This window comes from Acidovorax sp. Root402, assembly GCF_001425125.1.
Lineage (GTDB): Bacteria > Pseudomonadota > Gammaproteobacteria > Burkholderiales > Burkholderiaceae_C > Acidovorax > Acidovorax delafieldii.
In genome coordinates this window covers 415537-439477 of sequence record NZ_LMDQ01000012.1, presented here as the reverse complement: position 1 = coordinate 439477, position 23941 = coordinate 415537, and the positions used below count along the sequence as shown (strand labels likewise).

Genomic DNA, 23941 nt, shown 5'->3' with positions numbered 1-23941 from the left:
AGTTTTGTTTAGTTAAATCAATTTACCCAAGCGTAATTCGTGTTGGGTGAAACCTTCAACCCCTTGAGACAAAGGTCCTGCCACCATGAAACTCGCTACCTACAAAGACGGCTCGCGCGACGGCCAACTGGTTGTCGTCTCCCGCGACCTGGGAACGGCCCATTATGCGACCGGCATTGCCAGCAAGATGCAGCAGGTGCTGGACGACTGGGGCTTCCTCTCGCCCCAGCTGCAGGACCTGTACGACCAGCTCAACAGCGGCCGCGCGCGCCACGCCTTCCCCTTTGACCCCGCCCAGTGCATGGCCCCGTTGCCCCGCGCGTACCAGTGGGCCGACGGCTCGGCCTACATCAACCACGTTGAACTGGTGCGAAAAGCGCGCAACTCCGAAGTGCCCGAAAGCTTCTACACCGACCCCCTGATGTACCAGGGCGGCAGCGACGACTTCATCGGCCCCTGCGACGATGTCGTGGTGCCCAGCGAAGCCATGGGCATCGACTTCGAGGCCGAGATCGCCGTCATCACCGGCGACGTGAAGATGGGCACCAATGCCGACCAGGCGCTGGACGGCATCCGCCTGGTGATGATTGCCAACGACGTGAGCCTGCGCAACCTGATCCCGGCCGAGCTGGCCAAGGGTTTTGGTTTCTTCCAGAGCAAGCCCGCCACCGCCTTCGGCCCCGTGGCCGTCACACTGGACGAGCTGGGCGACGCCTGGGACCACGGCCGCGTCAACCTCACCGTGCAGTCCACCTGGAACGGCCGCAAGGTCGGCATGTGCGACGCGGGTCCTGAAATGACCTTCCACTTCGGCCAGCTCATTGCCCACATCGCCAAGACGCGCAACGTGCGCGCCGGCTCCATCGTGGGCAGCGGCACCGTCAGCAACAAGGGCGTGGAGCAGAACGGCCGCATGGAATGGCCCAAGGGCTACAGCTGCATCGCCGAAAAGCGCTGCATCGAAACCATCCAGGACGGCAAGCCCAGCACCGACTTCATGAAGTTCGGCGACACCATCCGCATCGAGGTCAAGGGCAAGGACGGCGCCAGCATTTTTGGTGCCATCGACCAGACCATTGCCGCACCGGCCGCCTGAGGCCCCGCAGAGCAAAATTTGAATAAAAACGGCTGTATGCGCTAGAGGAACATGCGCTTGCAGCTATCAAATTAATAGTATCAAGGAGACAACCCCATGCAACGCCGTACCCTCTTGTCCGCCCTGGCCGCCGCAGGCGCCACCACCGCTGCGCCCTGGGCCGCCGCCCAATCGACCTGGCCCGACCAGCCCCTGCGCTGGGTGGTGCCGTACCCCGCCGGTGGCGGCACCGACGTGCTGGCCCGCACCGTGGCTGAGGCCATGCGCCAGACGCTGGGCCAGCAGATCGTGGTGGACAACCGCCCGGGCGCCTCCACCAACATCGGCGGCCAGATGGTGGCCACGGCCAAGCCCGACGGCAACACCTTCATGTCGGCCGACAACGCCATCCTGGCCTACAACGAACACCTGTTCACCAAGCTGCCGTTCAACCCTGAAAAGGACTTCACCTACGTGGGCGGCATCAGCCGCTTTCCGCTGGCGCTGGTGGTGCACCCGGCGTTTGAAGCCAAGACGGTGAAGGAATTCCTCGCCTACGCGCGCGCCAACCCCGGCAAGCTCAACTACGCATCGCCCGGCAATGGTTCGCCACACCACCTGGCGATGGAGATGTTCAAGAACCGCACCAAGACCTTCCTCACCCACATCCCCTACCGCGGCGCGGCGCCTGCGCTGCAGGACGTGATGGGCGGCCAGGTGCCCTGCATGTTCCTGGACCTGGCCGCTGGCCTTCCCGTCATCACCTCGGGCAAGGTGCGTGCGCTGGCCATTGGCTCGGCCAAGCGCGTGGCCGCGCTGCCGGACGTGCCCACCTTGGCAGAAGCCGGTGTGCCCAACACCGAAGTGTTTGCGTTCCAGGGCATCCTGGCGCCCGCCGGTCTGCCCGCTGCGATCACGGCGCGCCTGAACGGCGACCTGAACAAGGCCCTGCTCAACCCCGCCGTGGTCAAGCGCATGGCCGACTTCGGCATGGAAGCCCTGCCCGGCACGCCGGAGCAGTTCCGCGCCATGGCACGCTCCGAGTCCAAGCGCTGGGGCGAGATCATCAAAGCGGCAGGCGTGAAACTCGACTGACCCCCCTGAGCGGCTGCGCCGCTTCCCCCCAGGGGGACGCACCTGGTGGCCTGGCAAAGCCAGTTCCACGGGTGCACTCGCTTGGCGACGCGCCCTCTGCGGAGGGTGCAGCGGTGTTTCTTACTCCGGCAGGTGGCACACCGCCTCGATGTTGTTGCCCTCGGGGTCGATGACAAACGCGCCGTAATAGTGGGGGTGGTAGTCGGGCCGCAGGCCCGGGGCGCCGTTGTCTTGGCCCCCGGCTTCGATGGCGGCGCGGTGGAAGGCATCGACCTGGGCCCGGGTGGCGGCCCGCCACGCCAGGTGGCAGCCCGTGGTGGCGGGCGGGCCGCCGTAGGGCGAGGGGCCGTCGATGAACCACACATCCGCCTTCTTGCCGTCGGGCTCGGACGGAGCCGGGTAGGCATAGCCCAGCATGTTCGAGCCGTAGTTGCCTTCAAAACACAGGCTGTAGCCCAAAGGCGCGAGGGCAGCGGTGTAGAACGCCTTGGTGCGGGCAATGTCGGTGACGCGGAAGGTCATGTGGTCCAGCATGGGAGGTCTCCTCGGGTTGTGGTGCCCTGATTTATACCTGAAAGACTGTTTATAAATACAGTATTTTTCAGCCCGACACACAATCTGTCGCGCGGGTGGTGCTACGCCCCCTGCATGGCCCGCAGTTCTTCAGGCCCACCCCTCCAGTACCAGCTTGCCCCGCGCCTTGCCGCTCTCGATCAGCGCATGCGCGCGCTTCAGATTCTCGGCATTGATGGTGCCAAAGCGCTGGTCCAGCGTAGTGCGAATCAGCCCCGCATCCACCAGCTGTGCCACCTCAGTCAGCAGCCGGTGCTGGCCGATCATGTCGGCGGTGCCGAACAGGGCGCGGGTGAACATCAGCTCCCAGTGCACCGACACGGACTTGCGCTTGAACTTCGTCACGTCGAGTGAGACGGGGTCGTCGATCAGCGCGAACTGGCCCTGCGGCGCGATGGCCTCGACGATCTGGTCGAAGTGCGCGTCGGTCTGCGTGAGGCTCACGACGATGTCCACCGTGGGGTGGCCGATGCGGGCCAGCTCTTGTGTGAGCGGCTGGCTGTGGTCGATGACGTGGTGGGCGCCCAGGTCGCGCACCCACTGCTGCGTTTCGGGGCGCGATGCGGTGCCGATGATCGTGAGGCTGGTGAGCCGCGCCGCCAGCTGTGTGAGGATAGAGCCCACGCCGCCGCTCGCGCCAATGATGAGCAGGGTCTTGGGGGTGGGCTGCTTGCCAGGGGCCACACCCAGGCGGTCAAACAGCAGCTCCCACGCGGTGATGGTGGTCAGCGGCAGCGCGGCGGCTTCGGCAAAGTCCAGCGATTGGGGGGCATGGCCCACGATGCGTTCATCCACCAGGTGCAGTTCGCTGTTGGTGCCCTGGCGTGCGATGGAGCCCGCGTACCAGACGCGGTCGCCGGGCTGGAACAGTGTCACCTCCGGGCCCACGGCGCGGACGATGCCGCTGGCGTCCCAGCCCAGCACCTTGTAGTCGGGCCCGTCGCCGCTGCGCGAGCTGCTTTTGCGCACTTTCGTGTCCACGGGGTTGACCGAGACGGCGTGCACTTCCACCAGCAGATCGCGGCCGGTGGCCACCGGGTCGGGCAGGGTGATGTTGAGCAGCGACTCGGGGTGGTCGATGGGGTGGGCGGTTTGGTAGCCAACGGCTTTCATGATGGGTTCCTTGAGGTGCAAAGGGAGTTGAAGCGGGGGATATGCGAAGTTCGGAAGGGCGCGTGGTGCCGTTTTCAGGCCACTTCAGCCGCGCCAGCGTGGGCCATGGGCGCAGCCAGCGCATGGGCCGGTGCGTAGTCGCTGTAGCCGTGTGCTTCGCCGCCAAACAGCGTGGCCGCATCGAACGGGGCCAGTGGCAGCCCGGCGGCATAGCGCGCAGGCAGATCGGGGTTGGCAATGAACGGGCGGCCAAACGCCACCAGGTCGGCCATGCCGGACGCGAGGATCTGTTGCGCGCGTTCGGGGGTGTACTGGCCCGCCACCATCACTCGGCCGCTGAAGGCGGTGCGTAGAGCCTGGCGGAATTCATCTGGAATGCGGGGGGCGTCGTCCCAGTCGGCCTCTGCCAGGTGGATATAGGCCAGGCCCAGCGTGTCCAGCTCGCGCGCCAGGTGCAGGATGGTGGGGATGATCTCCGGGCAGTCCATGCCGCGCTGCGTGATGAACGGGGCCAGGCGCATGCCCGTGCGTTCGGCGCCGGCCTCGCTGGCCACGGCAGCGGCCACTTCGCGGGCGAAGCGGGTGCGGTTTTCCACCGGGCCGCCGTAGGCGTCGGTGCGGTGGTTGGAGGTCGTGCGCAGAAACTGGTCAAGGAGATAGCCGTTGGCGCCGTGGATCTCCACGCCGTCGAACCCTGCGCGCATGGCGTTGGCGGCGGCACGGCGGAAGTCGTCCACCACGCCAGGAATCTCGGCGGCCTCCAGTGCGCGGGGCACGGGGCAGTCGAGCATGCGGCCCACGCCGTCTTCGCCTGCCACCCATACCCGTGCCGCCGGGGCCAGGGCCGAGGGCGCCACGGGCAGCCCATCGGCATGGAAGCTGGCGTGCGACATGCGGCCCACGTGCCACAGCTGCAGCACCATGCGCCCGCCCGCGGCGTGCACCGCTTCGGTCACGCGGCGCCAGCCTTGCACCTGCGCCTCGCTGTAGATGCCAGGCGTGAAGCTGTAGCCCTGGCCTTGGCGTGACACCTGGCTGGCCTCGCTGACGATGAGGCCCGCACTGGCGCGCTGGGCGTAGTAGTCGGCCATGAGCGCGTTGGGCACGTCGCCCGGCTGGCTGCTGCGGGCGCGCGTCATGGGCGCCATCACGATGCGGTGGGGCAGTGCCAGCGGCCCCATCTGCAGGGGGCGGAACAGGGCGGGTGTGGCGGTGTGTGGGGTGGTGGTCATGGCAGGGGCTCGGGTCGGCGGCAGGCCGGTGTGGAACATGACGTGAATGGTGGGCTTTCTGCAATAGTTTTTAAATAGACGGTTGATTGAAAGAATATTCAAAGAAAATTTGAATATCAGCCCCTGGTGGTGGTGTCGTTCCATCGCCGTCGTCTTCCCTTTCCATCCACCCTCGCCATGAAAAGCCTGCAAGACCTCGACATCTTTGTGCGCACCGTGGACAGCGGCAGCCTTTCGGCCACGGCCCGTGCGCTGGATCTCACCCCCGCCGCCACGAGCGCCGCGCTCAAGCGGCTGGAGGCCGAGCTGGGCGTGGCGCTGTTCGTGCGCTCCACGCGCAGCCTGCGGCTCACGCAGGAGGGCGCGCTGTTCCTGGAGCACTGCCGCCCCGCACTCGCCGCGCTGCAGCAGGTGCAGGGCCAGCTCGCCAGCGGCCGGGCGGGCGAGCTGCGTGGCATGCTGCAGCTGGCGGCCCCGTCCGACCTGGGGCGCAATGTGCTGCTGCCCTGGCTGGATGCCTTCCAGGCGCTGCACCCCGGCATCGACATCCGCCTGCAGCTGTCGGACCGCATGGCCAATGTCTACGGCGAACCGGTGGATGCCGCCTTCCGCTACGGCAAGCCGCAGGATTCGAGCCTGGTGGCGCTGCCGCTGGTCGCCGAACACCGGCGCGTGCTCTGCGCCGCCCCCTCCTACCTGGCAGCGCACGGCACGCCCGATACGCCCCACGCCTTGGCTGCGCACGATGGCCTGTGCTTCATGCTGGGCGAGGACGTGCACGACCGCTGGCGCTTCTGGGACGCATCGGGCCAAGAAGTGGTGGTGCGCGTGCGCAGCCGCAACGTGGCCAACGACGGCGACGCGGTGCGCCGCTGGGCCGTGCTGGGCCGGGGCATTGCGTACAAGTCGTACTTTGATGTGGCCGACGACCTGGCCGCCGGGCGCCTAGTGCCGCTGTGCCCCGGCTGGACCACCGAGGCCGTGCCGCTCTTCCTGGTGGCCCCCAGCCGCCGCCAGTTCACGCCGCTGGTGCGGGCGCTGCGCGACTTCATGGCCGAGCGGCTGCAGGCGCTGATGGAGCGGGCGTCGCACTGAGTGCGTGTTGACGACCCCCGCTGGATCGTCAACAGGCTCCCAGCGCTAGCAGCAGTCGCATGCGCTGCGCCCGATGTGCTGCATGAGGCTCTGCTGGCTGCAGGGCTATCGCACGCGCGACCGGCACCGGGACCCCGTGCGCCGCACAATCGCGCCCTTGCTGTCGCTACCCAGGGCGGCGCGCCCCCTGCGCCCACCCGCGCGGCCGGGTTCCTGGTGATGCAGCGACGGCCTTTGACGGAGAAAGATCAACATGCTGAATTTCGACTTCCACAACCCCACCCACATCGCCTTCGGCCAAGGCCGCATTGCCGACCTGGCCAAGCTCGTGCCCGCTGCCGCCAAGGTGCTGATCCTGGTGGGCGGTGCCAGCGCCGAAAAGACCGGCACCCTGGCCGAGGTGCGCGCCGCGCTGGGCGAGCGCCAGCACGCCACCTTCAGCGGCATCGAGCCCAACCCGAGCTACGAGACCTCCATGAAGGCCGTGGCGCAGATCCGCGAAGGCGGGTTTGACTTCTTGCTGGCCGTGGGGGGCGGTTCGGTGATCGACGCCACCAAGTTCATCGCGGCCGCTGTCCGTTTTGAAGGCGATGACCCCTGGGCCATCCTCGAAAAGCACGGCCGCAACATCAAGGGCGCCATGCCGTTTGGTTCCGTGCTCACGCTGCCCGCCACGGGCTCGGAGATGAACAACGGCGGCGTCATCACCCACCGCGCCAAGGGTGCCAAGCTGTCGTTTGGCAGCGTGCACACCTACCCGGTGTTCTCGGTGCTCGACCCCACCAAGACCTACACCCTGCCACCCCAGCAGCTGGCCAATGGCGTGGTGGATGCGTTTGTGCACACGGTCGAGCAGTACCTGACCTACCCGGTCAACGCACCCGTGCAGGACCGGTTTGCAGAAGGCATCCTGCAGACGCTGATCGAGATCGGCCCGCGCCTGCTGACTGCCCCCGAGCCGGTGTACGACGACCGCGCCAACCTGATGTGGGCCGCCACCATGGCGCTCAACGGCCTGATCGGCGCGGGCGTGCCGCAGGACTGGGCCACGCACATGATCGGCCACGAGCTGACGGCGCTGCATGGCATCGACCACGCGCGCACCCTGGCTATCGTGCTGCCCGCGCTGCTGAACGAGCGCCGGGTGGCCAAGCGCGCCAAGCTGCTGCAGTACGGCGAGCGCGTATGGGGCATCACCACCGGCACGGATGACGAGCGCATCACCGCCGCCATCGAGCGCACGCGCGATTTCTTTGAGAGCATGGGCATCGCCACGCGCCTGTCTGGCTACGGCCTGGGCAGCGAGGTGGTGAACACCGTGGTGGCACAGCTGGAAGCGCACGGCATGGTGACGCTGGGCGAACAGCGCGAGATCACCCCTGCTGTGAGCCGCCGCATCCTCGAAGCTGCGCTGTAAATGGTGGTGGGCGGGGAGGGCGGGCCTATGGTCCTCTCTCCTGCTCGCCCCGCCTGCGCTGCATTTCGCGCCGCGCAGCCGCGTTTCGTCGCAGGGCGCTGGAGCCCGCCCCTTGCGCCGCCTACAGTGCCGTCAAGCCACCTCCTTGGGTGGCATTTGACGAAAGGCGCACCGTGACCCTCATCCTCATCCTGGCCCTCCGCTCCGCGTGGCGCAACGCCCGTGCCCCGTTGCTGGCAGCTTTTGTGGCAATGCTGGCCTGGGCCACACCGGCATCGGCCCAGCACGCCGGCCTGCGCACCCTGGTGGTACCGGGCGCAGAGCCCGTGACCGTGGCGCTGTTCTACCCCACCCCGGTGGTGGCGCGCACCCTGCCCATGGGCCCGTGGCGGCCCGTGGTCACGCCGGGCGCCCCGGTGGCAACCGCGCCCCTCAAGGGCCTGATCCTCATCTCGCACGGCACGGGTGGCCATGAACTGGGCCACCACAACCTGGCCACGCGCTTGGCGGCCGACGGCTATCTGGTGGCAGCGCTGCGCCATCCGGGCGACAACTGGGAAGACCGGTCGATGATCACCTCGGGCCGCTATTTCAGCGAGCGCCCCCGCCAGGTAAGCCGCGTGCTGGACGCACTGCTAGCCAACCCCGAATGGGGCCCCCGCATTCCGGCCGGGCGCATTGGCGGCGTGGGCCATTCGGCAGGCGGCTACACCGTGCTGGCCCTGGCCGGTGCGCAGGCCGAACCGGCCCGTGCGGCAGAGCACTGCCGCAGCGTGTCGGACGACCCCGGCTTTTGTAGCCTGGGCAAGCTGCCCGCCCGTGGCCAGACCGCCCAGACTACCAAGGAGGCCCCTGCGGCCGCCACCGCGGCATCCACACAGGCCGGCGCCCCCGCGCTCGATGGTCCGCTGGTCTCGGTGGCAGACCCCCGCATCCGCGCCGTGGTGGCCATGGCGCCCATGGCGGTGGTGTTCACGCCCGACAGCCTGAAGGCCATCAGCGTGCCCGTGAGGCTGATGGTGGCCGAGCGCGATGCCGTGCTTGTGGGCCCCTACCACGGCGGCTATGTGGCAGCGAATTTGCCGTCTGCACAGGCCAGTACGGTGCCGGGTGCAGGCCACTTCGCCTTCATGGCCCAGTCTGTCTGGCCGCTGGCGTCCGAGGCGGGGGACGCCGCCGCCAATCCCGAAGGCTTTGACCGCGTGGCCTACCACGCCACGCTGGAGAACGAGGTGGCGGAGTTCCTGGCCAGGCAGCTGCGTTGACAGGTTGAGGGCCCGCAGGTGCTGTAGCGCCGTGCTGTAAGCCAATGCCGCAAACCGGCCTGCATGGCGGGACAACGGGCCCGATGGCTGGTACGGTGATGGTTTGGTTTTTCCGATCAACCCCTCCCCACACCGAAAGCGACTTCCATGTCACACATCCTCATGGTTCTGACGTCCCACGACCAACTGGGCGACACCGGCAAAAAGACGGGCTTCTGGCTGGAAGAGTTTGCTGCACCGTACTACGTGTTCAAGGATGCAGGCGTGCAGATCACGCTCGCATCGCCCCACGGCGGCCAGCCGCCCCTGGACCCCAAAAGCGACGACGAAAACGCCCAGACCGATGCCACGCGCCGCTTTAAGGCCGATGCTTCAGCGAAGCAGCAGCTGGCCAGCACCGTGCCCCTGTCCAGCGTGAAGGCCGAGGACTTTGATGCAGTGTTCTACCCCGGCGGCCACGGCCCGCTGTGGGACCTAGCGGAAGACGCGCAGTCCATTGCCCTCATCGAAAAGACCTTTGCAGCAGGCAAGCCGCTGGCGCTGGTGTGCCACGCACCCGGCGTGCTGCGCCACGCCAAGGCGCCCGACGGGTCGCCGCTGGTCAAGGGCAAGAAGGTCACGGGGTTTACCAACAGCGAAGAAGACGCGGTGCAGTTGACCCAGATCGTGCCCTTCCTGGTGGAGGACATGCTCAAGGCCAACGGCGGCGTGTATTCCAAAGGCCCCGACTGGGCACCCTATGTGCTGATCGACGGCACGCTGATCACGGGGCAGAACCCGGCATCGTCCGAGCAGGGCGCACACGCGTTGCTGAAGCTGTTGGGGTAAGGGGCCGCGAAGGAACCCTGCACAGCCGCAGATCCTGCGCAGAACGGGTGTTTGCGCAGGTTAAGGATCAAAATGGCTGCAAGCGCCAGTGGATATTGCGCAAGCAGCTATTGAATGGATAGCAAACCCAGCATCTCAAGCTGCCCTCAGGCCGTGGTGCCGACGCGGGCTCCGGCATCCATGCCGGCATCGGCGGCGCCTGTGGCCTCCACTTCCACCAGACAGTCATAAAACGTGGGCGCGCGGCCCAGGTCGGTCAGCGCCTGGCTGGTCACCTCGTTCACGTTGGTGCCGTTCAGCCCCAGCTTGCGCCACCAGATGCCCAGGCCGTTGACCACGCCGGGCCGTGCGCGGCGCGAGACGGTGGCGTGGCAAAGGTAGCTGCCCCGGTCGTTGAACACGCGCACCACGGCGTCGTTGGCAATGCCGCGTGCTTCGGCGTCGTCGGGGTGGATCTCCAGCACGGGGCGGCCCTCGATGTTGCGCAGGCTCTGCACATTCACGAAGGTGGAGTTCAAGAAGTTGCGCGCGGGCGGCGAGATCATGGCCAGCGGGTGGCGTGCGTCCGTGCCCTGCAGTTCGTAGTTGGGCAGGTGGTCGGGCAGGCCGTCCAGGCCCTGGGCGGCCAGGCGGGCGCTGTAGAACTCGCACTTTCCAGAGGGTGATGGGAAGTTGCCTTCGGCGAACGGCGCATCGGGCAGCGCCAGCGTGGCAAATCCTTGGCTTTCAAGCAGTGCGTAGTCCACTGCGTCGCCAAACGCCTGGCGGCACAGGGCCTCGTCGCTCTCGGCAAAACAGGGCTCGGCAAAGCCCATGCGCGCCGCCAGGTCGCGGAAGATCTGCGCATTGCTGCGCGCCTGGCCCTGGGGCGCAATGGCGGGACGGTTGAGCAGCACGTCGGTGTGGCCGTAGCTCAGGTGGATGTCCCAATGCTCCAGCTGCGTGGTGGCGGGCAGGATGTAGTCGGCGTAGTCGGCCGTGTCGGTTTTGAAATGTTCCAGCACCACGGTGAACAGGTCTTCGCGTGCAAAGCCTTGCACCACCTTGCCCGAGTCGGGCGCCACGGCCACGGGATTGCTGTTGTAGACCACGATGGCCTCCACCTTCGGGCCGAAGGTGGGCGAGGCCTCGCGCAGCAGGTCGTCGCCAATGGTGGACATGTTGATGGTGCGCGGTGTCTGGGCGGGCATCAGGTCGGGCCGCTGCAGCACGGCGCGCTGCGCCGGGAACTGTCCCGAGCTGGACAGCAGCACGCCGCCCGCGCGGTGGCGCCAGGCGCCCGTGAGCGCAGGCAGGCAGGCCACGGCGCGCACCGCATTGCCGCCGCCGCGCACGCGCTGCATGCCGTAGTTCAGGCGGATGGCGGCGGGCTTCGTCGTGCCGTAGTCCTGGGCCAGCTGGCGAATCTGCTCCACCGGAATGCCGCACACCTCGGCCGCGCGCTCGGGCGGCCACTGCAGTGCGCGCTCGCGCAGCTGGTCCCAGCCCAACGTGTGGCGGGCGATGTAGTCGTGGTCCAGCCAGTCGTGGGCGATCAGCTCGTGCATCAGCGCCAGGGCCAGCGCGGCGTCGGTGCCGGGGCGCAGGGCAATGTGCTCGTGGCATTTGTCGGCCGTCTCGCTCTTGCGCGGGTCGATGCACACCAGCTTGGCTCCATTCCTCTTGGCCTGCTGGGCGTAGCGCCAGAAGTGCAGGTTGCTGCCGATGGAGTTGCTGCCCCAGATGATGATGAGCTGCGATTCGGCAAAGAACTCCACCTTCATGCCCACCTTGCCACCCAGGGTCTGCACCAGGGCCTCGGCCCCGGCCGATGCGCAGATGGTGCGGTCCAGTTGCGAGGCACCCAGCTTGTGGAAGAAGCGCCGGTCCATGCTCTCGCCCTGCACCATGCCCATGGTGCCCGCGTAGCTGTAGGGCAGGATGGCTTCGGGCGCGCGCGCGGCGATGGCCTGCAGGCGCTGGGCGATGTCGGCCAGCGCCTCGTCCCAGGTCACAGGCACGAACTGGCCGGCCCCCTTGGCGCCCGTGCGCTTGAGCGGCGTGAGCACGCGCTCGGGGTGGTAGCTGCGCTCGGTGTACTTGCTCACCTTGGCGCACAGCGCGCCGTCGGTGTGGCGGTGGTCAGGGTTGCCCTGCACGCGGGTGGCCACGCCGTGCTCGTCCACGGTGGTGAGCAGGGCGCAGGTGTCGGGGCAGTCGTGGGGGCAAGCGCCGCGCACCTGAATCAGTGCCGATGGAGGGGAATTAGCGTCAGAAGGCGTGGGCATTCGGGGGCTGGATCGTTAAACTGGCTGTCAGGGTTGGAACGGGCGTGCATATGGGTCCCCCGTTTCCAAGGGGCTGCCTACCGGCAGTGCAGAGGGGCATGCCCCTTCTTTCTTCTTACAAGAGCAGAGATTTCACCATGAACCAGACAGTATTGGGGCGCAGGCAGTTTTCGGTGGGCATGGGCGCCGTGGCGCTGGGCGGGTTCGGCCTGGCGCGTGCGCAGAGCGAGGGGCGCATCGTGCTGGGGCAGTCGGCCGCCTTCACCGGCCCGGCGGCGCAGCTGGGCGTGCAGTTCAACCAGGGCGCCAAGCTCTTTTTTGACCAGCTCAACGCCCAGGGCGGCGTGGGCAAGCGCATGGTGGAGATCCGCACCATGGACGACGGCTATGAGCCCGACCGGTGCGCCGAGAACACCCGCAAACTGATTGCCGACGAGGTGTTTGCCCTGTTTGGCTACATCGGCACTCCCACCAGCCTGGCGGCGCTGCCACTGTTCACCAAGGAGAAGGTGCCGTTTTTTGGCCCCTTTACCGGTGCCGAGGCGCTGCGCCAGCCGTTCAACCGGCTGATCTTTCATGTGCGTGCGTCCTACTACGACGAAACCGCACTCATCGTGCGCCAGCTCACCAACCTGGGGCTCAAGAAGATTGCGGTGTTCTACCAGAACGACGCCTACGGCAAGGCGGGGCTCGATGGCGTGAACCGCGCGCTGGCCGAGCTGAAGCTGACACCTGTGGCGACGGCCACCGTGGAGCGCAACTCCACGGACGTGAAAGCGGCCGTGGACAAGCTGGTGCCCGCCACGCCCGATGCCGTGGTGCAGATCACGGCCTATGCGTCGGCCGCCGCGTTTGTGCGTGCGGCGCGCAAGGCGGGCTTTGGCGGCACGTTCTACAACGTGTCGTTTGTGGGCACCCAGGCGCTGGCCGACGAGCTGGGCAAGGACGGTGCGGGTGTGGTGGTGTCGCAGGTGGTGCCCTCGCCCTACCAGCCCTCGCGCCAAATCACGCGCGAGTTTCTGGAGGCCATCAAGAAGGGTGGCGACAAGGTGCAGCCCAACTACTCCAGCATGGAAGGCTATCTGGCTGCACGCGTGTTCGCCGAGGGCCTGCGCCAGGCCCAGGCCGGCGGAAAGATCACGCGCGAGAGCTTCATCACTGGCACCGAGTCCATCGGCAACCAGGTGATCTCGGGCTTTCCGGTGTCGTTCAGTGGCACCAGCCACGCAGCCTCGAAGTTTGTCGAGATGTCGATGCTGACCGGGGACGGCCGGGTCAGGACCTGATCCCATTCCGGAGGGGGCGCGTTGGCCCCCGCCGCTGCGCAGTTATCAACCCAGCGTGCGCGTGCGCGCCAGCCCCTGCATGAACGCCTCGCAGCGTCCCAGCTGCTCCAGGCTCACGTACTCGTCGGGCTGGTGGGCCTGCTGGATGCTGCCGGGGCCACACACCACGGTGGAGATGCCCGCGTTCTTGAACAGCCCCGCTTCGGTGCCAAAGGCCACCAGGGTGGTGCCTTTTTCGCCCGACAGCTCTTGCGCCAGGCGCGTCACCGGGTCGTCCTTGCTGCCCAGGAAGCTCGGGATTTCGCAGATGGTTTCGAATTCAAAACCCGCTGCGGGCGCCACCTTCTTCATGGCGGGCTCCAGCGACCTGGCGTAGGCCACCACCTCGGACTGCATCTGCGCGGCGTTAGCCGTGGGCAGGTCGCGGAACTCGTAGCGGAACTCGGCGTCGCGCGGCACAACGTTGTCGGCAATGCCACCGTGGAACTGGCCCACGCTGCTGGTCGAGAACGGCACGTCAAAGCCCTCAAAGCGGGGCTCATTCTTTTCAAAGTCTTCCGCCATGTCGCGCACCCGGCCCACCACGCGGGCGGCCATCTCGATGGCGTTGACCGAATGCGGCGTGAGGGACGAATGCGCCTCCTTGCCACGCACGCAGCACTTGTAGCGGTACACGCCCTTGTGCGCGATGGCGGGGATCATGCTGGTGGGCTCGCCCACGATGCAGGCCAGGGGCTTGATGTTCGCGTCGCGCAGGTCGGCGATGAGTTCCTTCACGCCAAAGCAGCCGATCTCCTCTTCGTAGCTGAATGCCAGATGGACCGCAAAAGGCGCGTCGCTGCTCAGGAATTGCTCTGCGTGCGACACGGCAATGCCAATGAAGGCCTTCATGTCGGCACTGCCGCGCCCGTACAGGTTGCCGTCCTTGACCAGGGCACTCAGCGGGTCCATGGTCCAGTCCTGACCATCCCACGGCACCGTGTCGGTATGGCCCGAAAGGATCACGCCCGCCGGCTTGCCCTCGCCCAGGGTGGCGAACAGGTTGGCCTTGGTCTTGTCGTCGTTGAAGGTCAGGCGGCTTTTCACGCCCAGCTTGGCCAGGTGGTCGCGGATGAAATGGATCAGTTCCAGATTGGAGTTATGGCTGACGGTGTTCATGCGCACCAGGGTTTGCGCAAGTTCGAGGGCGTGGGCAGAAATCATGGGTGGCTAGCGAATAACCCGGGTTGGCACGTGTGTTGCTGTCGGGCTAGACTGTGAGATCGTAAGGACACATATCATGAACGTTATTGACTCCATCGTCACCCAGGCGGCCAGTATTGCAGCGGTGCGCCGGGACATTCACGCCCACCCCGAGCTGTGCTTCGAAGAGGTGCGCACCGCCGACGTGGTGGCGCAAAAGCTCACCGAGTGGGGCATTCCCATCCACCGGGGTATGGGCAAAACGGGCGTGGTGGGCATCGTCAAGGGGCGCGACGGTGGCGCCAGTGGCCGCGCGATTGGCCTGCGCGCCGACATGGACGCACTGCCCATGCAGGAGTTCAACACCTTCGCCCACGCCAGCAAACACCAGGGCAAGATGCACGCCTGCGGCCACGACGGCCATGTGGCCATGCTGCTGGCGGCGGCCCAGCACTTTGCCAAGCACCGCAATTTCGACGGCACCGTGTACCTGATCTTCCAGCCCGCCGAAGAGGGTGGCGGCGGTGCCCGCGTGATGATCGAGGACGGCCTGTTCGAGCAGTTCCCCATGGAGGCCGTGTACGGCATGCACAACTGGCCTGGCATGCCGGTGGGCACCTTTGCCGTGAGCCCCGGCCCAGTGATGGCATCGACCAGCGAGTTCAAGATCACCCTGCGTGGCAAGGGTGGCCATGCGGCGCTGCCGCACACCGGCATCGACCCGGTGCCGATTGCCTGCGGCATGGTGCAGTCCTTCCAAACCATCATCAGCCGCAACAAGAAGCCCGTGGACGCCGGCGTGATCTCGGTCACCATGATCCACGCGGGCGAGGCCACCAACGTGATTCCAGACAGCGTCGAGCTGCAGGGCACGGTGCGCACCTTCACCACCGAAGTGACGGACCTCATTGAAAAGCGCATGCGCCAGATCGCCGAGAACCACTGCGCTGCGCACGATGCCACCTGCGAGTTCGAGTTCGTGCGCAACTACCCGCCCACCGTCAACTCGCCCGCCGAGGCCGAATTTGCCCGCAAGGTCATGACCGGCATCGTGGGGGAAGAGCGTGTGGTGGTTCAGGAGCCCACCATGGGCGCTGAAGACTTTGCCTACATGCTGCAGGCCAAGCCCGGTGCGTACTGCTTCATTGCCAACGGCGACGGCGCCCACCGCGAGATGGGCCACGGCGGTGGCCCCTGCATGCTGCACAACCCCAGCTACGACTTCAACGACGACCTGATCCCGCTGGGCGCGACCTACTGGGTCAAGCTGGCCGAGGAATGGCTGGCCCAGCCCGCCAAAGTGGCCTGAAGCAGCTTGACGCGCCGTTGATCCTCCTCCACCCGGGCGTGCGCAGCGCGCGTGCCCGGGTTTTCTTTTTGTCTTCCCACTGACTCCTGAAAGCCCTGCCCATGACCGGAATCGTTGAAGCCTTCTCGCCCAGCTACGCCCAGGCGCGCACAAAGTTTCTGGAGGCCGCTGCAGCCGCCGGCCTGTCCATCGAATCGCACGCCCACCCGCTCAAGGGCCGCGATGGCGAAGACCTGGCCATGGACGTGGTGCGCGACGGCCCGGCCGATGCCAAAAAGCTGCTCATCGTGAGCAGCGCCTGCCATGGCGTCGAGGGCTACTGCGGCAGCGGCGTGCAGGTGTTTGCGCTGCACGATGCCGAGTGGCGCGCCAAGGCGCGCGATGCCGGTGTGGCCACGCTCTACATCCACGCGCTCAACCCGTATGGCTTCTCGCACGTGCGCCGCTTCACACACGAGAACGTGGACCTGAACCGCAACTTCCAGGACTTCAGCAAGCCCCTGCCCGTGAACACGGCCTACCGCGAGGTGCAGCCCCTGCTGCTGCCCGAGCAGTGGCCACCCGGCCCTGAGAACCAGGCAGCGGTGGCGGAGTACATCGCCAACAAGGGCGAGGCCGCGTGGCAGGCCGCCATCTCGCAAGGCCAGCACGAGTTTCCGCAGGGAGTGTTCTTTGGCGGCACCGAGCCCACCTGGAGCAACCGCACGCTGCGCCAGGTGCTGCGCCAGCACGGTGCGGCCGCGTCGAAGATCGCCTGGATCGACCTGCACACGGGCCTGGGCCCCAGCGGCCATGGCGAGCGCATCTATGCGGGCAATGACAACGCCGTGGCCGTGGCCCGCGCGCGCGCCTGGTGGGACGGCGGCGGCGCCACGCCGGTCACGTCGATCTACGACGGCTCGTCCACCTCGGCCTTCCTCACCGGCCTGATGTGGACCTCGATCTACGACGAGTGCCCCCACGCCGAGTACACCGGCATTGCCATGGAGTACGGCACCGTGCCCGTGCTCGACGTGATGAACGCCATCCGTGCCGAGCAATGGCTCCAACTGCACCCCGAAACTCCGGCTGACAAGGCTGCCCAGATCAAGGCGCAAATGCTGGCGGCCTTCTACACCGACACGGACGCGTGGAAGGGCCAGATCATCAGCCAGGCACGGCAGTCGATGTTCCAGGCAGTGGACGGGTTGACGGCCTGATTTTGTGTTCCAGAGGCCTCAGGCGCTAGTGCTATATGGCTGAGTTGCTATCAATATCGTAGTGTTGCGCTGAGGTCGTGCGGACGCTCCGGGTTTACGGGGGGTTGGGGTAGCCACCCTGTGGCGGCTACCATCGCCTCCAAAAACCAGGAGACACCATGGCCTCTGACCCTCTGCGCGCGCTGAGCCGCAGCCTGCTCCGGCTGTCGGAGCAAGCCCAGCAGGTGGCCCCGCAGGACTTGCTGCACCAGGCCATGCAGACCTTGCAGGGGCTGGTGCCTTTTGATTCCGCCTGGTGGGGCGAGGTCTCGGCGGGCGATGTGCAGGTGGCACCCCGCAACTGGCTGCACGGCAGCATTGGCCTGAGCCGCAGCTTTGCCGAGGAGTGGAATGCGCTGGCGGCGGTGGACCTGTTTGGGCTGCAGTCCATGCAGCAGCTGGGGGTGGTGATCCGTGAGCGTGACGTGGTGGGCCCGTTACCCGAGCACCCGGAGGTGGCCGCCTTCAGCCAGCGCCACGGCCTGTACCACTGTATGGCCCTCACGGCCGAGCTGCCCCACAGCGGGCTCATGTTTTTTGTCTCCATCTACCGCCCGCCAGCGCGGCCGGAATTCTCGGACGGAGAGACCGTGCTGTTCGGCGAATTCGTCCTGCACCTGCTGCAGCAATGGCACCACCGTCTGCAGCGCCTGCAAAGCGACACGCCCGGCCGCCCCTGGGACAGCTTTGCCCTGGCCCGGCCGTCGGGCGAACTGCTGTTTGCCGGGCTGCGCATCAGCCGGGCGTTGGGCGAAGCCAGCCCCGGCTGGCACGGCACCCACCTGCCTCCGGTGGTGGCGCAGGCGCTGGCGGGTGCGCCCTGCACCCTGTCGGTGGGCAAGGCCTGCCGCCTGCGCTTGGAGCCCTGCGGGCCACTGGTGGCCGTGAGCCTGGCGTCGCGCCAGCGCAAGCAAGCCCTGGCACCGCGCGAGCTGAGCGCCGCCATGCTGTACGCCCAGGGCCGCTCGCACAAGGACATTGCGGCCACGCTGGGCCTCACGCCCGCCACGGTGCGCACCTACCTGCGCACGGCCTATGCAGCGCTGGGCGTGAGCAACAAGCTGGAGCTGGTGGCCGCGCTGCGTCACCAGTAGAGATCGGCGGCGGGGCGCCACGCGCCGGTTTGCAGGGCTCGGTAGTTTCCCGCTCCCTCTGCATTTGCAGAGGCTGCAACCACGCCACCTTTTCCTATCGTCCGCACCGGAGTCCAGACACCGGTGCGGGCCAGACCGCCGCCCGGCCTGGGCTCCTGAAGAACCGCCATAACAGGAGACCCTTGCATGTTCCCGAACCCCCACCCCTCCGCCGTGGCGCCCCGGCGCCACCCTCACTCCCTGGCACGCGCAGGGCGATGGACCGCTGTCTGCACCCTGGGTGCTGTGGCAGCCCTGGCCCTGACCGCCTGCGGCGGCGGCAGCGACGCCAACCCCCCGCTGGCCAGCAAGCCCCTGGCTGAGGCCTGCGCCGCCTACGCATCCACCGCCTTGCCCCATGGCGCCAAGGTCACCCGTACCGAGCTGCGCAAGGCCGAGGGCACGTTGCCCGACGTGTGCATCGTGCGCGGGCAGATCGTCTCGTCGCCCGAGTCCACCATCAACTGGGCGGTGGAGCTGCCCACGCCGGCCCAGTGGAACGGCAAGACGCTGACCATTGGCGGCGGCGGCTTCGACGGCTTCATCCCCACCGACGACCCGTGGTACCAGCAGCTGGTGGGCCCGTCGGCCAACCCGTACGTGAAGATCAGCTCCGACTCCGGCCACCAGATCCGCGGGTTTGCCTGGGGCAAGAGCGACGTGGCGCTGCGCAACCACGCGTTCGACGCCAACCATTTCGTGCTGGAGGTGGGCACCACGATCGCCACCGAGTTCTATGGCAAGCGCCCCGTGCGGCGCTACCACATGGGCCATTCCAACGGCGGTCGGTCGGGGCTCATCTCCACGCAGAAGTACCCCAAGGACTACGACGGCGTGGTGGCCATGGAGCCCGCCATCAGCCAGCAGGCGCATCAGGTCAACCTGGGGCCCACGGTGCTGCGCCACATCTTCAAGAGCCGCGACAACTGGATGAGCCCCGCCAAGATCGCGCTGTATGCCAAGGCCGAGGTGGCGGCGTGTGATGGCCTCGATGGCCTGAAGGACGGCGTCATCGGCAACATCGAGGCGTGCAACTACGTGCCTACCGAGCTGCTGTGCCAGGGGGCGGACAACGACAGCTGTCTCACGGCCGGCCAGATCGAATCCATCCGCCTCATCTACAGCGACCACAAGACACCCGTGACCCTGTCGCGCGGTGCCGTGGGCTACCCGCGCTATGGCCGGGGCGGGGCGTCCACCTCCGACTGGCAGTCGTACATGTTCGGCACCAGCTTTGACGCGCCCGATTCGTTCAACCACATGGCCGTGACGGAAGCCGCGCGCCTGGTGGAGGGCAACCCCAACGCCAACATCCTGAGCCACGACCCCACGCAGTACCAGGCGCAGTACGCGCGGCTGGCCGAGATGATCGATGGCACGGACCCCGACATCTCCGCCTTTGCCGACAACGGCGGCAAGCTGCTGATCTGGTACGGCCTGGGCGACACCTGCGTGTCGCTGTACCGCACGGCAGACTATTTCGACACGGTCAAGCAGCGCCTGGGCGCCAGCAAGGTGCAGGGCTTTGCGCGCATGGTCACCTCGCCCTCCAACGGGCATGACCTGGACGGCGCAGGCACCGAGCCGCGCTCCATTGACCTGCTCGCCGCCATGGACGCCTGGGTGGAAAAGGGAGCGGCGCCTGACAAGCTGGTCGCCACGAAGTTCGCCCCAGGCACCAGCACCCCCGTGGCCCAGCGCCCGGTGTGCGAGTACCCCAAGTTCCCGCGCTACAACGGCACGGGCGATCCGGCCAAGGCCGAGAGCTTCAGCTGCTCCGCGACCTGAGCGCTGCGTTGGATGGAAAAAGGCACGCCCTGGGCGTGCCTTTTTTTGCGTCCAGTCCTCCGTCAGGATGCCAGCGCGCGCATCTCCGCAATCAGGTCCGACTTGCCTTCGAAGCCGATGCCCGGCAGCGGTGGCAGTGTGACGTAGCCGTTGTCCACCTTCACGCCATCGGGGAAGCCACCGTAAGGCTGGAACAGGTCGGGGTAGCTCTCGTTGCCGCCCAGGCCCAGGCCGGCGGCAATTGCCAGCGACATCTGGTGGCCGCCGTGCGGTATGCAGCGGCTGGGGGACCAGCCGTATTCCTTGAGCATGTCGAGCGTGCGCAGGTACTCCACCAGGCCGTAGCTCAGCGCGCAGTCGAACTGCAGCCAGTCGCGGTCCTTGTGCATGCCGCCGTGGCGGATCAGGTTGCGCGCGTCCTGCATCGAGAACAGGTTCTCGCCCGTGGCCATGGGGCCTTGGTAGACCTCGCCGAGCTTGGCCTGCAGCTCGTAGTCCAGCGGGTCACCCGCTTCTTCGTACCAGAACAGCGGGTACTGCGACAGGGCCTTGCCGTATTCGATGGCGGTCTTCAGATCGAAGCGGCCATTGGCGTCCACCGCCAGTTGCTGGCCTGGGCCCAGGATCTTGAGCACCGACTCGATGCGCTCGCAGTCTTCGGCCAGCGTGGCGCCGCCGATCTTCATCTTGACCACCGAGTAGCCGCGTGCCAGGTAGCTTTCCATTTCCTTCTTGAGGCCATCGAGCCCCTTGCCGGGGTAGTAGTAGCCGCCGGCGGCGTAGACAAACACGCGCGGGTTGGGCGTGCCGTTGCCGTAGCGCTCGGCCAGCAGCTGGTACAGCGGCTTGCCTGCAATCTTGGCCGTGGCGTCCCACGCGGCCATGTCGATGGTGCCCACGGCCACCGAGCGCTCGCCGTGGCCGCCTGGTTTTTCGTTGATCATCATGCGGGCCCAGACCTTGTGCGGGTCCAGGTTCTCGCCCGTCTCGTCCAGCAGGCTGGCCGGCTCAGCCTCCAGCACGCGGGGGATGAATCGGTCGCGCATCAGCGCGCCCTGGCCGTAACGGCCGTTGGAGTTGAAGCCGTAGCCGATCACCGGCTTGCCATCGCGGATCACGTCGGTGACCACGGCCACGAGGCTCAGCGTCATCTTCGAGAAGTCGATGTAGGCATTGCGGATGTCCGACTTGATGGGACGGGTCGATTCGAGGATGTTGACGATCTTCATGGTGGTCGCGTTGGTTGGCAAAGAGGGAAAGGGGCGGGATCAAAAGGAAAGATCAGCGGGCGAGCGAAGAGCCCCCGCAGATCGCGATGTCCTGCCCCGTGATGGCGGCGGCAGATTCAGACAGAAGAAAGCCCACCAGTGCGGCAATCTCGGCAGGCTCGATCAGGCGGCCGATGGGCGGCAGGCGCGGTGCACTGCCCTGGCGGGCGGGGTCGTTCAGCATGCCGGTGGCGGTGGCTGCGGGCGAGACGACATTCACCGTCACGCCCTGCGCGGCCACCTCGGCGGCCCAGCTGCGCGCCAGTGCAATCAGCGCGGCCTTGGTCGCGGCGTACTGACCGCGCCCGGCCATGCCCTGCGCCACGCGGCTGCCAATGAACACCACGCGCCCCTGGCCGCGCTGGGCCATGCCGGGCACGATGGCATCGGCCAGCCGGGTGGCGGCATCCACATGCAGGCGCCACATCAGCTCGCCGCCCGCATGGTCGAGCTGGCCCAGCGGCCCCACGCGCAGCACGCCGGCCGCATGGACCAGCGCGTCCACGCCGGGCAGTGCAGCGGCCACGCGGGCGATGTCTGCGCCATCGGCCAGGTTGACCGGTGTATGGGTGAACGAGGGGTGAACGACCGTCGCCTGGGCCACATCCAGGCCCGTCACGCGCCAGCCGCCGGCCAGCAGCGACTCGGCGATGCTGCGGCCTATGCCGCTGCCGCTGCCGGTGACGATGGCGTGGCGGGCATTACTCGACACGGATATTCCCTTCGGTGACGATCTTCTGCGAGCGCTCCATGTCGCTGCGCTGGAACTTCGCAAAGTCCTCCACGCTGCCCGGCGTGGTCAGCAGCCCTTGTTCCTTGAGCTTGGGCGTCATCTCGGCCAGGGCCTTGTTCACCTCGGTGTTCAGCCGCTGGGTGATGTCCGCCGGCAGCTTGGCCGGGCCCCACAGGCCATACCAGCTGTAGAACTCGTAGCCCGGAATCGTCTCGCCCACCGTGGGCACGTCGGGCAAGCTCGCGGCGCGCTGGGCGGAGGTGACGGCCACCACGCGCAGCATGCCGCTCTTGTGGTACTGCAGAGACCCCAGGATGGGGTCGATGAACCCGTCGATCTGCCCGCCGATCAGGTCCTGGAACGCAGGCGCCGTGCCCTTGTAGGGCACGATCAGGTAGTCGAGGTTGCCTGCGCGCTTGAGCAGTTCGGTCGAGAGGTGCCCGGCCGACCCGATGGAGCCCACGGCGAAGGTCATCTTGCCGGGGTTGGCTTTGGCGTAGGCCATCAGCGACTTGATGTCGGTGACCGGCAGGTTCTTGTTGATGGCCACCGACAACGGGGCCTTGGCCACCAGCGCCACGGGCGTGAAGTCCTTGACCACGCCGTAGGGCACGGACTTCATGGTCATGGGCGCCGTGGTGAAGGTGGATGCGTTGAACAGCAGCGTGTAGCCGTCGGCCGGGGCCTTGGCCACCACGTCGCCGCCAATCACGCCATTGCCGCCCGCCTTGTTCTCGACGATGAAGTTCTGGCCCATCTGGTCGCCCAGCTTTTGCGCGAGCATGCGGCCCACGGTGTCGAGCGTGCCGCCTGGCGGAAAGGGGATGACCATCCGGACGGGCTTGGTGGGGTAAGCCTGCGCAAAGCTGCTGGCCGCCATCGCGAGCGTGGCTACACCCAGGGCGGCGCGGATGAAAAGGTGGCGTTGCATGGTGTCTTGTCTCCTTGTCGGTTTTCTTGTGTGCAATGAGGCGCGGGGGACTCAAAATCCCCCGAGCCTCGCAGGGACCGCTCAGCGCTTGAGCAGGCCGGCCTGCTTCACCGCAGCGCGCAGCGCTTCGACTTCCTTGGCGTTGGGCGCCTCGGTCGGTGGGCGCACGGTGGCGTCGTCGATCACGCCTGCCAGGTACATGCCACCCTTCATGCGGGCGTGGGCCTCGCCAGTGGGCTCGCCGCCGCCATACACCGCGTCCTTCAGGGGCGTGATGACAGCCTGCACCGCCATGGCTTTCTTCAAGTCGCCGGCCTTCACCGCATTCCACAGATCGATGATGAGCTGGGGGATGAAGGTCGCAAAACCCACCAGCGCGCCGTCCACGCCCTGCACCATCGAGGCCAGCAGGTACTCGTCGTGGCAGGTCAGGATGGCCTTGGACGCGTCGGCCTCGCGGATCGCCTGGATGTCGCGGGCGTACTTGTTCATGTCGCGCTGGCCCACCTTGAAGGCCTGCAGGTAGGGCAACCGTGCCAGGTCGGCCAGCAGCTGCGACGAGTACGAGGCACGCGTCCAGGCCGGGTAGACGTGGCAGACCAGATCGGCGTTGGGCGCCGCCTTGTGGATGGCATCGAAGTACTGCAGTGCGTGGCCGGCCGTGAAGCCAAAGCGCAGCCAGTGGTGCGGGGGCATCACGTCCAGCGCCACAGCACCAGCCTCGACGGCAGCGCGGGCATGGTCGGCCGCGTCGGCCAGGCCTTCGCAGACGATGGACGAAATGACAGGCATGCGCCCCTTGAGTTCGTCGGCCACGATGCGGGTGACCTCGGCGCGTTCAGCCGGTGTGAGGGAGAACACCTCGCCGGTGTGGCCGTTGGTCATGACGGCCACCACGCCCTCGTGGCCCGCCAGCCAGGCGGCGAGCTTGCGCAGCGCGGGCTCGTCGATGCGGTGGTCGGGGGTGAAGGGGCACGAGATGGCGGGGATGATCCCGCGATAATTCGAGATGGCAGGCATGCTTTCTTGTCTCCGTTGGAAAAGCTGGTGAACAACGGGGTGGATCATTCCGCGCCATGCTGCAGCGGTCCAATACTCGAATCGCATACAACT

20 protein-coding genes are annotated in these 23941 nt (G+C 67.1%); 11 read left to right on the top strand and 9 right to left on the bottom strand.

Annotation, left to right across the window (positions count from 1 at the left end; genetic code table 11):
• Positions 1 to 85 precede the first annotated feature (85 nt).
• Positions 86 to 1096 (top strand): fumarylacetoacetate hydrolase family protein, encoded by a 1011-nt coding sequence (locus tag ASC83_RS07095; protein WP_056059821.1) that lies wholly within the window; start codon positions 86 to 88, stop codon positions 1094 to 1096.
• A 96-nt stretch (positions 1097 to 1192) separates the two neighbouring features.
• Positions 1193 to 2170: a tripartite tricarboxylate transporter substrate binding protein gene (locus tag ASC83_RS07090; RefSeq protein WP_056059819.1), complete on the top strand. Its 978-nt coding sequence runs from the start codon at positions 1193 to 1195 to the stop codon at positions 2168 to 2170.
• Between the two features lie 120 nt (positions 2171 to 2290).
• Here the strand turns inward: ASC83_RS07090 and ASC83_RS07085 are convergent, their stop codons facing one another.
• The 3 genes from ASC83_RS07085 to ASC83_RS07075 form a co-directional block, all read right to left on the bottom strand.
• The gene (locus tag ASC83_RS07085; protein ID WP_056059817.1) at positions 2291 to 2704 is read right to left on the bottom strand and encodes a VOC family protein; all 414 of its coding nucleotides are present in this window, start codon (positions 2702 to 2704) and stop codon (positions 2291 to 2293) included.
• 129 nt (positions 2705 to 2833) lie between these two features.
• Positions 2834 to 3856 carry a zinc-binding alcohol dehydrogenase family protein gene (locus ASC83_RS07080; protein ID WP_056060083.1) on the bottom strand — a complete coding sequence of 341 codons (1023 nt, stop codon included), beginning with the start codon at positions 3854 to 3856 and terminating at the stop codon, positions 2834 to 2836.
• Positions 3857 to 3930: 74 nt separating this feature from the next.
• Positions 3931 to 5088, bottom strand: coding sequence for an alkene reductase (locus ASC83_RS07075; RefSeq protein WP_056060079.1), 1158 nt, complete (start codon positions 5086 to 5088; stop codon positions 3931 to 3933).
• A gap of 177 nt (positions 5089 to 5265) precedes the next feature.
• Here ASC83_RS07075 and ASC83_RS07070 point away from each other — a divergent pair, with 177 nt between their 5' ends.
• From ASC83_RS07070 to ASC83_RS07055, 4 genes are all read left to right on the top strand, one after another.
• On the top strand, positions 5266 to 6183 hold the full coding sequence (locus tag ASC83_RS07070) for a LysR family transcriptional regulator (RefSeq protein ID WP_056059815.1): 918 nt from the start codon (positions 5266 to 5268) through the stop codon (positions 6181 to 6183).
• A 253-nt stretch (positions 6184 to 6436) separates the two neighbouring features.
• Positions 6437 to 7600, top strand: a complete 1164-nt coding sequence (locus ASC83_RS07065; protein ID WP_056059812.1) for an iron-containing alcohol dehydrogenase — start codon at positions 6437 to 6439, stop codon at positions 7598 to 7600.
• Between the two features lie 173 nt (positions 7601 to 7773).
• Entirely contained in the window at positions 7774 to 8865 is a 1092-nt protein-coding gene (locus tag ASC83_RS07060) for an alpha/beta fold hydrolase (RefSeq protein WP_235509330.1), read from the top strand.
• A 147-nt stretch (positions 8866 to 9012) separates the two neighbouring features.
• A complete protein-coding gene (locus ASC83_RS07055) occupies positions 9013 to 9693 on the top strand; it encodes a type 1 glutamine amidotransferase domain-containing protein (RefSeq protein WP_056059810.1) in 681 nt (226 codons plus the stop codon).
• A 146-nt stretch (positions 9694 to 9839) separates the two neighbouring features.
• Here the strand turns inward: ASC83_RS07055 and ASC83_RS07050 are convergent, their stop codons facing one another.
• Positions 9840 to 11960 (bottom strand): molybdopterin-dependent oxidoreductase, encoded by a 2121-nt coding sequence (locus ASC83_RS07050; RefSeq protein WP_056059808.1) that lies wholly within the window; start codon positions 11958 to 11960, stop codon positions 9840 to 9842.
• A 137-nt stretch (positions 11961 to 12097) separates the two neighbouring features.
• On the opposite strand from ASC83_RS07050, the gene ASC83_RS07045 reads away from it, so the two are divergent.
• Complete coding sequence (locus ASC83_RS07045; RefSeq protein WP_056059805.1) at positions 12098 to 13246, top strand: ABC transporter substrate-binding protein; 1149 nt, start codon at positions 12098 to 12100, stop codon at positions 13244 to 13246.
• A 45-nt stretch (positions 13247 to 13291) separates the two neighbouring features.
• Here ASC83_RS07045 and argE read toward each other — a convergent pair whose 3' ends face one another.
• The gene (gene argE, locus ASC83_RS07040; protein ID WP_056059803.1) at positions 13292 to 14449 is read right to left on the bottom strand and encodes an acetylornithine deacetylase; all 1158 of its coding nucleotides are present in this window, start codon (positions 14447 to 14449) and stop codon (positions 13292 to 13294) included.
• A 76-nt stretch (positions 14450 to 14525) separates the two neighbouring features.
• Here argE and ASC83_RS07035 point away from each other — a divergent pair, with 76 nt between their 5' ends.
• The 4 genes from ASC83_RS07035 to ASC83_RS07020 all read left to right on the top strand — a co-directional run bounded on the left by ASC83_RS07035 (position 14526) and on the right by ASC83_RS07020 (position 19896).
• Positions 14526 to 15737 carry a M20 aminoacylase family protein gene (locus ASC83_RS07035; protein WP_056059802.1) on the top strand — a complete coding sequence of 404 codons (1212 nt, stop codon included), beginning with the start codon at positions 14526 to 14528 and terminating at the stop codon, positions 15735 to 15737.
• A 101-nt stretch (positions 15738 to 15838) separates the two neighbouring features.
• Positions 15839 to 16936: a M14 family metallopeptidase gene (locus ASC83_RS07030; RefSeq protein WP_056059800.1), complete on the top strand. Its 1098-nt coding sequence runs from the start codon at positions 15839 to 15841 to the stop codon at positions 16934 to 16936.
• A gap of 158 nt (positions 16937 to 17094) precedes the next feature.
• Positions 17095 to 18069 (top strand): LuxR C-terminal-related transcriptional regulator, encoded by a 975-nt coding sequence (locus ASC83_RS07025; protein ID WP_056059799.1) that lies wholly within the window; start codon positions 17095 to 17097, stop codon positions 18067 to 18069.
• Positions 18070 to 18255: 186 nt separating this feature from the next.
• Complete coding sequence (locus ASC83_RS07020) at positions 18256 to 19896, top strand: tannase/feruloyl esterase family alpha/beta hydrolase (protein WP_235509329.1); 1641 nt, start codon at positions 18256 to 18258, stop codon at positions 19894 to 19896.
• A 62-nt stretch (positions 19897 to 19958) separates the two neighbouring features.
• Here ASC83_RS07020 and ASC83_RS07015 read toward each other — a convergent pair whose 3' ends face one another.
• The 4 genes from ASC83_RS07015 to ASC83_RS07000 form a co-directional block, all read right to left on the bottom strand.
• Complete coding sequence (locus ASC83_RS07015; RefSeq protein WP_056059797.1) at positions 19959 to 21125, bottom strand: mandelate racemase/muconate lactonizing enzyme family protein; 1167 nt, start codon at positions 21123 to 21125, stop codon at positions 19959 to 19961.
• A 52-nt stretch (positions 21126 to 21177) separates the two neighbouring features.
• Positions 21178 to 21876 (bottom strand): SDR family NAD(P)-dependent oxidoreductase, encoded by a 699-nt coding sequence (locus ASC83_RS07010; protein ID WP_056059796.1) that lies wholly within the window; start codon positions 21874 to 21876, stop codon positions 21178 to 21180.
• Positions 21866 to 22828 (bottom strand): tripartite tricarboxylate transporter substrate binding protein, encoded by a 963-nt coding sequence (locus ASC83_RS07005; protein ID WP_056059794.1) that lies wholly within the window; start codon positions 22826 to 22828, stop codon positions 21866 to 21868. The genes ASC83_RS07010 and ASC83_RS07005 overlap by 11 nt, the downstream gene beginning before the upstream one ends.
• Positions 22829 to 22909: 81 nt before the next feature.
• Entirely contained in the window at positions 22910 to 23848 is a 939-nt protein-coding gene (locus ASC83_RS07000) for a dihydrodipicolinate synthase family protein (RefSeq protein ID WP_056059792.1), read from the bottom strand.
• Between the last annotated feature and the right edge of the window lie 93 nt (positions 23849 to 23941).

Excerpts from the sequence above, each read along its gene's own strand:
- ASC83_RS07025 (WP_056059799.1), top strand. The coding sequence starts at position 17,095 with ATGGCCTCTGACCCTCTGCGCGCGCTGAGCCGCAGCCTGCTCCGGCTG.
- ASC83_RS07015 (WP_056059797.1), bottom strand. The coding sequence starts at position 21,125 with ATGAAGATCGTCAACATCCTCGAATCGACCCGTCCCATCAAGTCGGAC.
- ASC83_RS07065 (WP_056059812.1), top strand. The coding sequence starts at position 6,437 with ATGCTGAATTTCGACTTCCACAACCCCACCCACATCGCCTTCGGCCAA.
- ASC83_RS07090 (WP_056059819.1), top strand. The coding sequence starts at position 1,193 with ATGCAACGCCGTACCCTCTTGTCCGCCCTGGCCGCCGCAGGCGCCACC.
- ASC83_RS07095 (WP_056059821.1), top strand. The coding sequence starts at position 86 with ATGAAACTCGCTACCTACAAAGACGGCTCGCGCGACGGCCAACTGGTT.
- ASC83_RS07045 (WP_056059805.1), top strand. The coding sequence starts at position 12,098 with ATGAACCAGACAGTATTGGGGCGCAGGCAGTTTTCGGTGGGCATGGGC.
- ASC83_RS07030 (WP_056059800.1), top strand. The coding sequence starts at position 15,839 with ATGACCGGAATCGTTGAAGCCTTCTCGCCCAGCTACGCCCAGGCGCGC.
- ASC83_RS07085 (WP_056059817.1), bottom strand. The coding sequence starts at position 2,704 with ATGCTGGACCACATGACCTTCCGCGTCACCGACATTGCCCGCACCAAG.
- argE (WP_056059803.1), bottom strand. The coding sequence starts at position 14,449 with ATGATTTCTGCCCACGCCCTCGAACTTGCGCAAACCCTGGTGCGCATG.
- ASC83_RS07020 (WP_235509329.1), top strand. The coding sequence starts at position 18,256 with ATGTTCCCGAACCCCCACCCCTCCGCCGTGGCGCCCCGGCGCCACCCT.
- ASC83_RS07035 (WP_056059802.1), top strand. The coding sequence starts at position 14,526 with ATGAACGTTATTGACTCCATCGTCACCCAGGCGGCCAGTATTGCAGCG.
- ASC83_RS07050 (WP_056059808.1), bottom strand. The coding sequence starts at position 11,960 with ATGCCCACGCCTTCTGACGCTAATTCCCCTCCATCGGCACTGATTCAG.
- ASC83_RS07075 (WP_056060079.1), bottom strand. The coding sequence starts at position 5,088 with ATGACCACCACCCCACACACCGCCACACCCGCCCTGTTCCGCCCCCTG.
- ASC83_RS07000 (WP_056059792.1), bottom strand. The coding sequence starts at position 23,848 with ATGCCTGCCATCTCGAATTATCGCGGGATCATCCCCGCCATCTCGTGC.
- ASC83_RS07080 (WP_056060083.1), bottom strand. The coding sequence starts at position 3,856 with ATGAAAGCCGTTGGCTACCAAACCGCCCACCCCATCGACCACCCCGAG.
- ASC83_RS07070 (WP_056059815.1), top strand. The coding sequence starts at position 5,266 with ATGAAAAGCCTGCAAGACCTCGACATCTTTGTGCGCACCGTGGACAGC.
- ASC83_RS07005 (WP_056059794.1), bottom strand. The coding sequence starts at position 22,828 with ATGCAACGCCACCTTTTCATCCGCGCCGCCCTGGGTGTAGCCACGCTC.
- ASC83_RS07055 (WP_056059810.1), top strand. The coding sequence starts at position 9,013 with ATGTCACACATCCTCATGGTTCTGACGTCCCACGACCAACTGGGCGAC.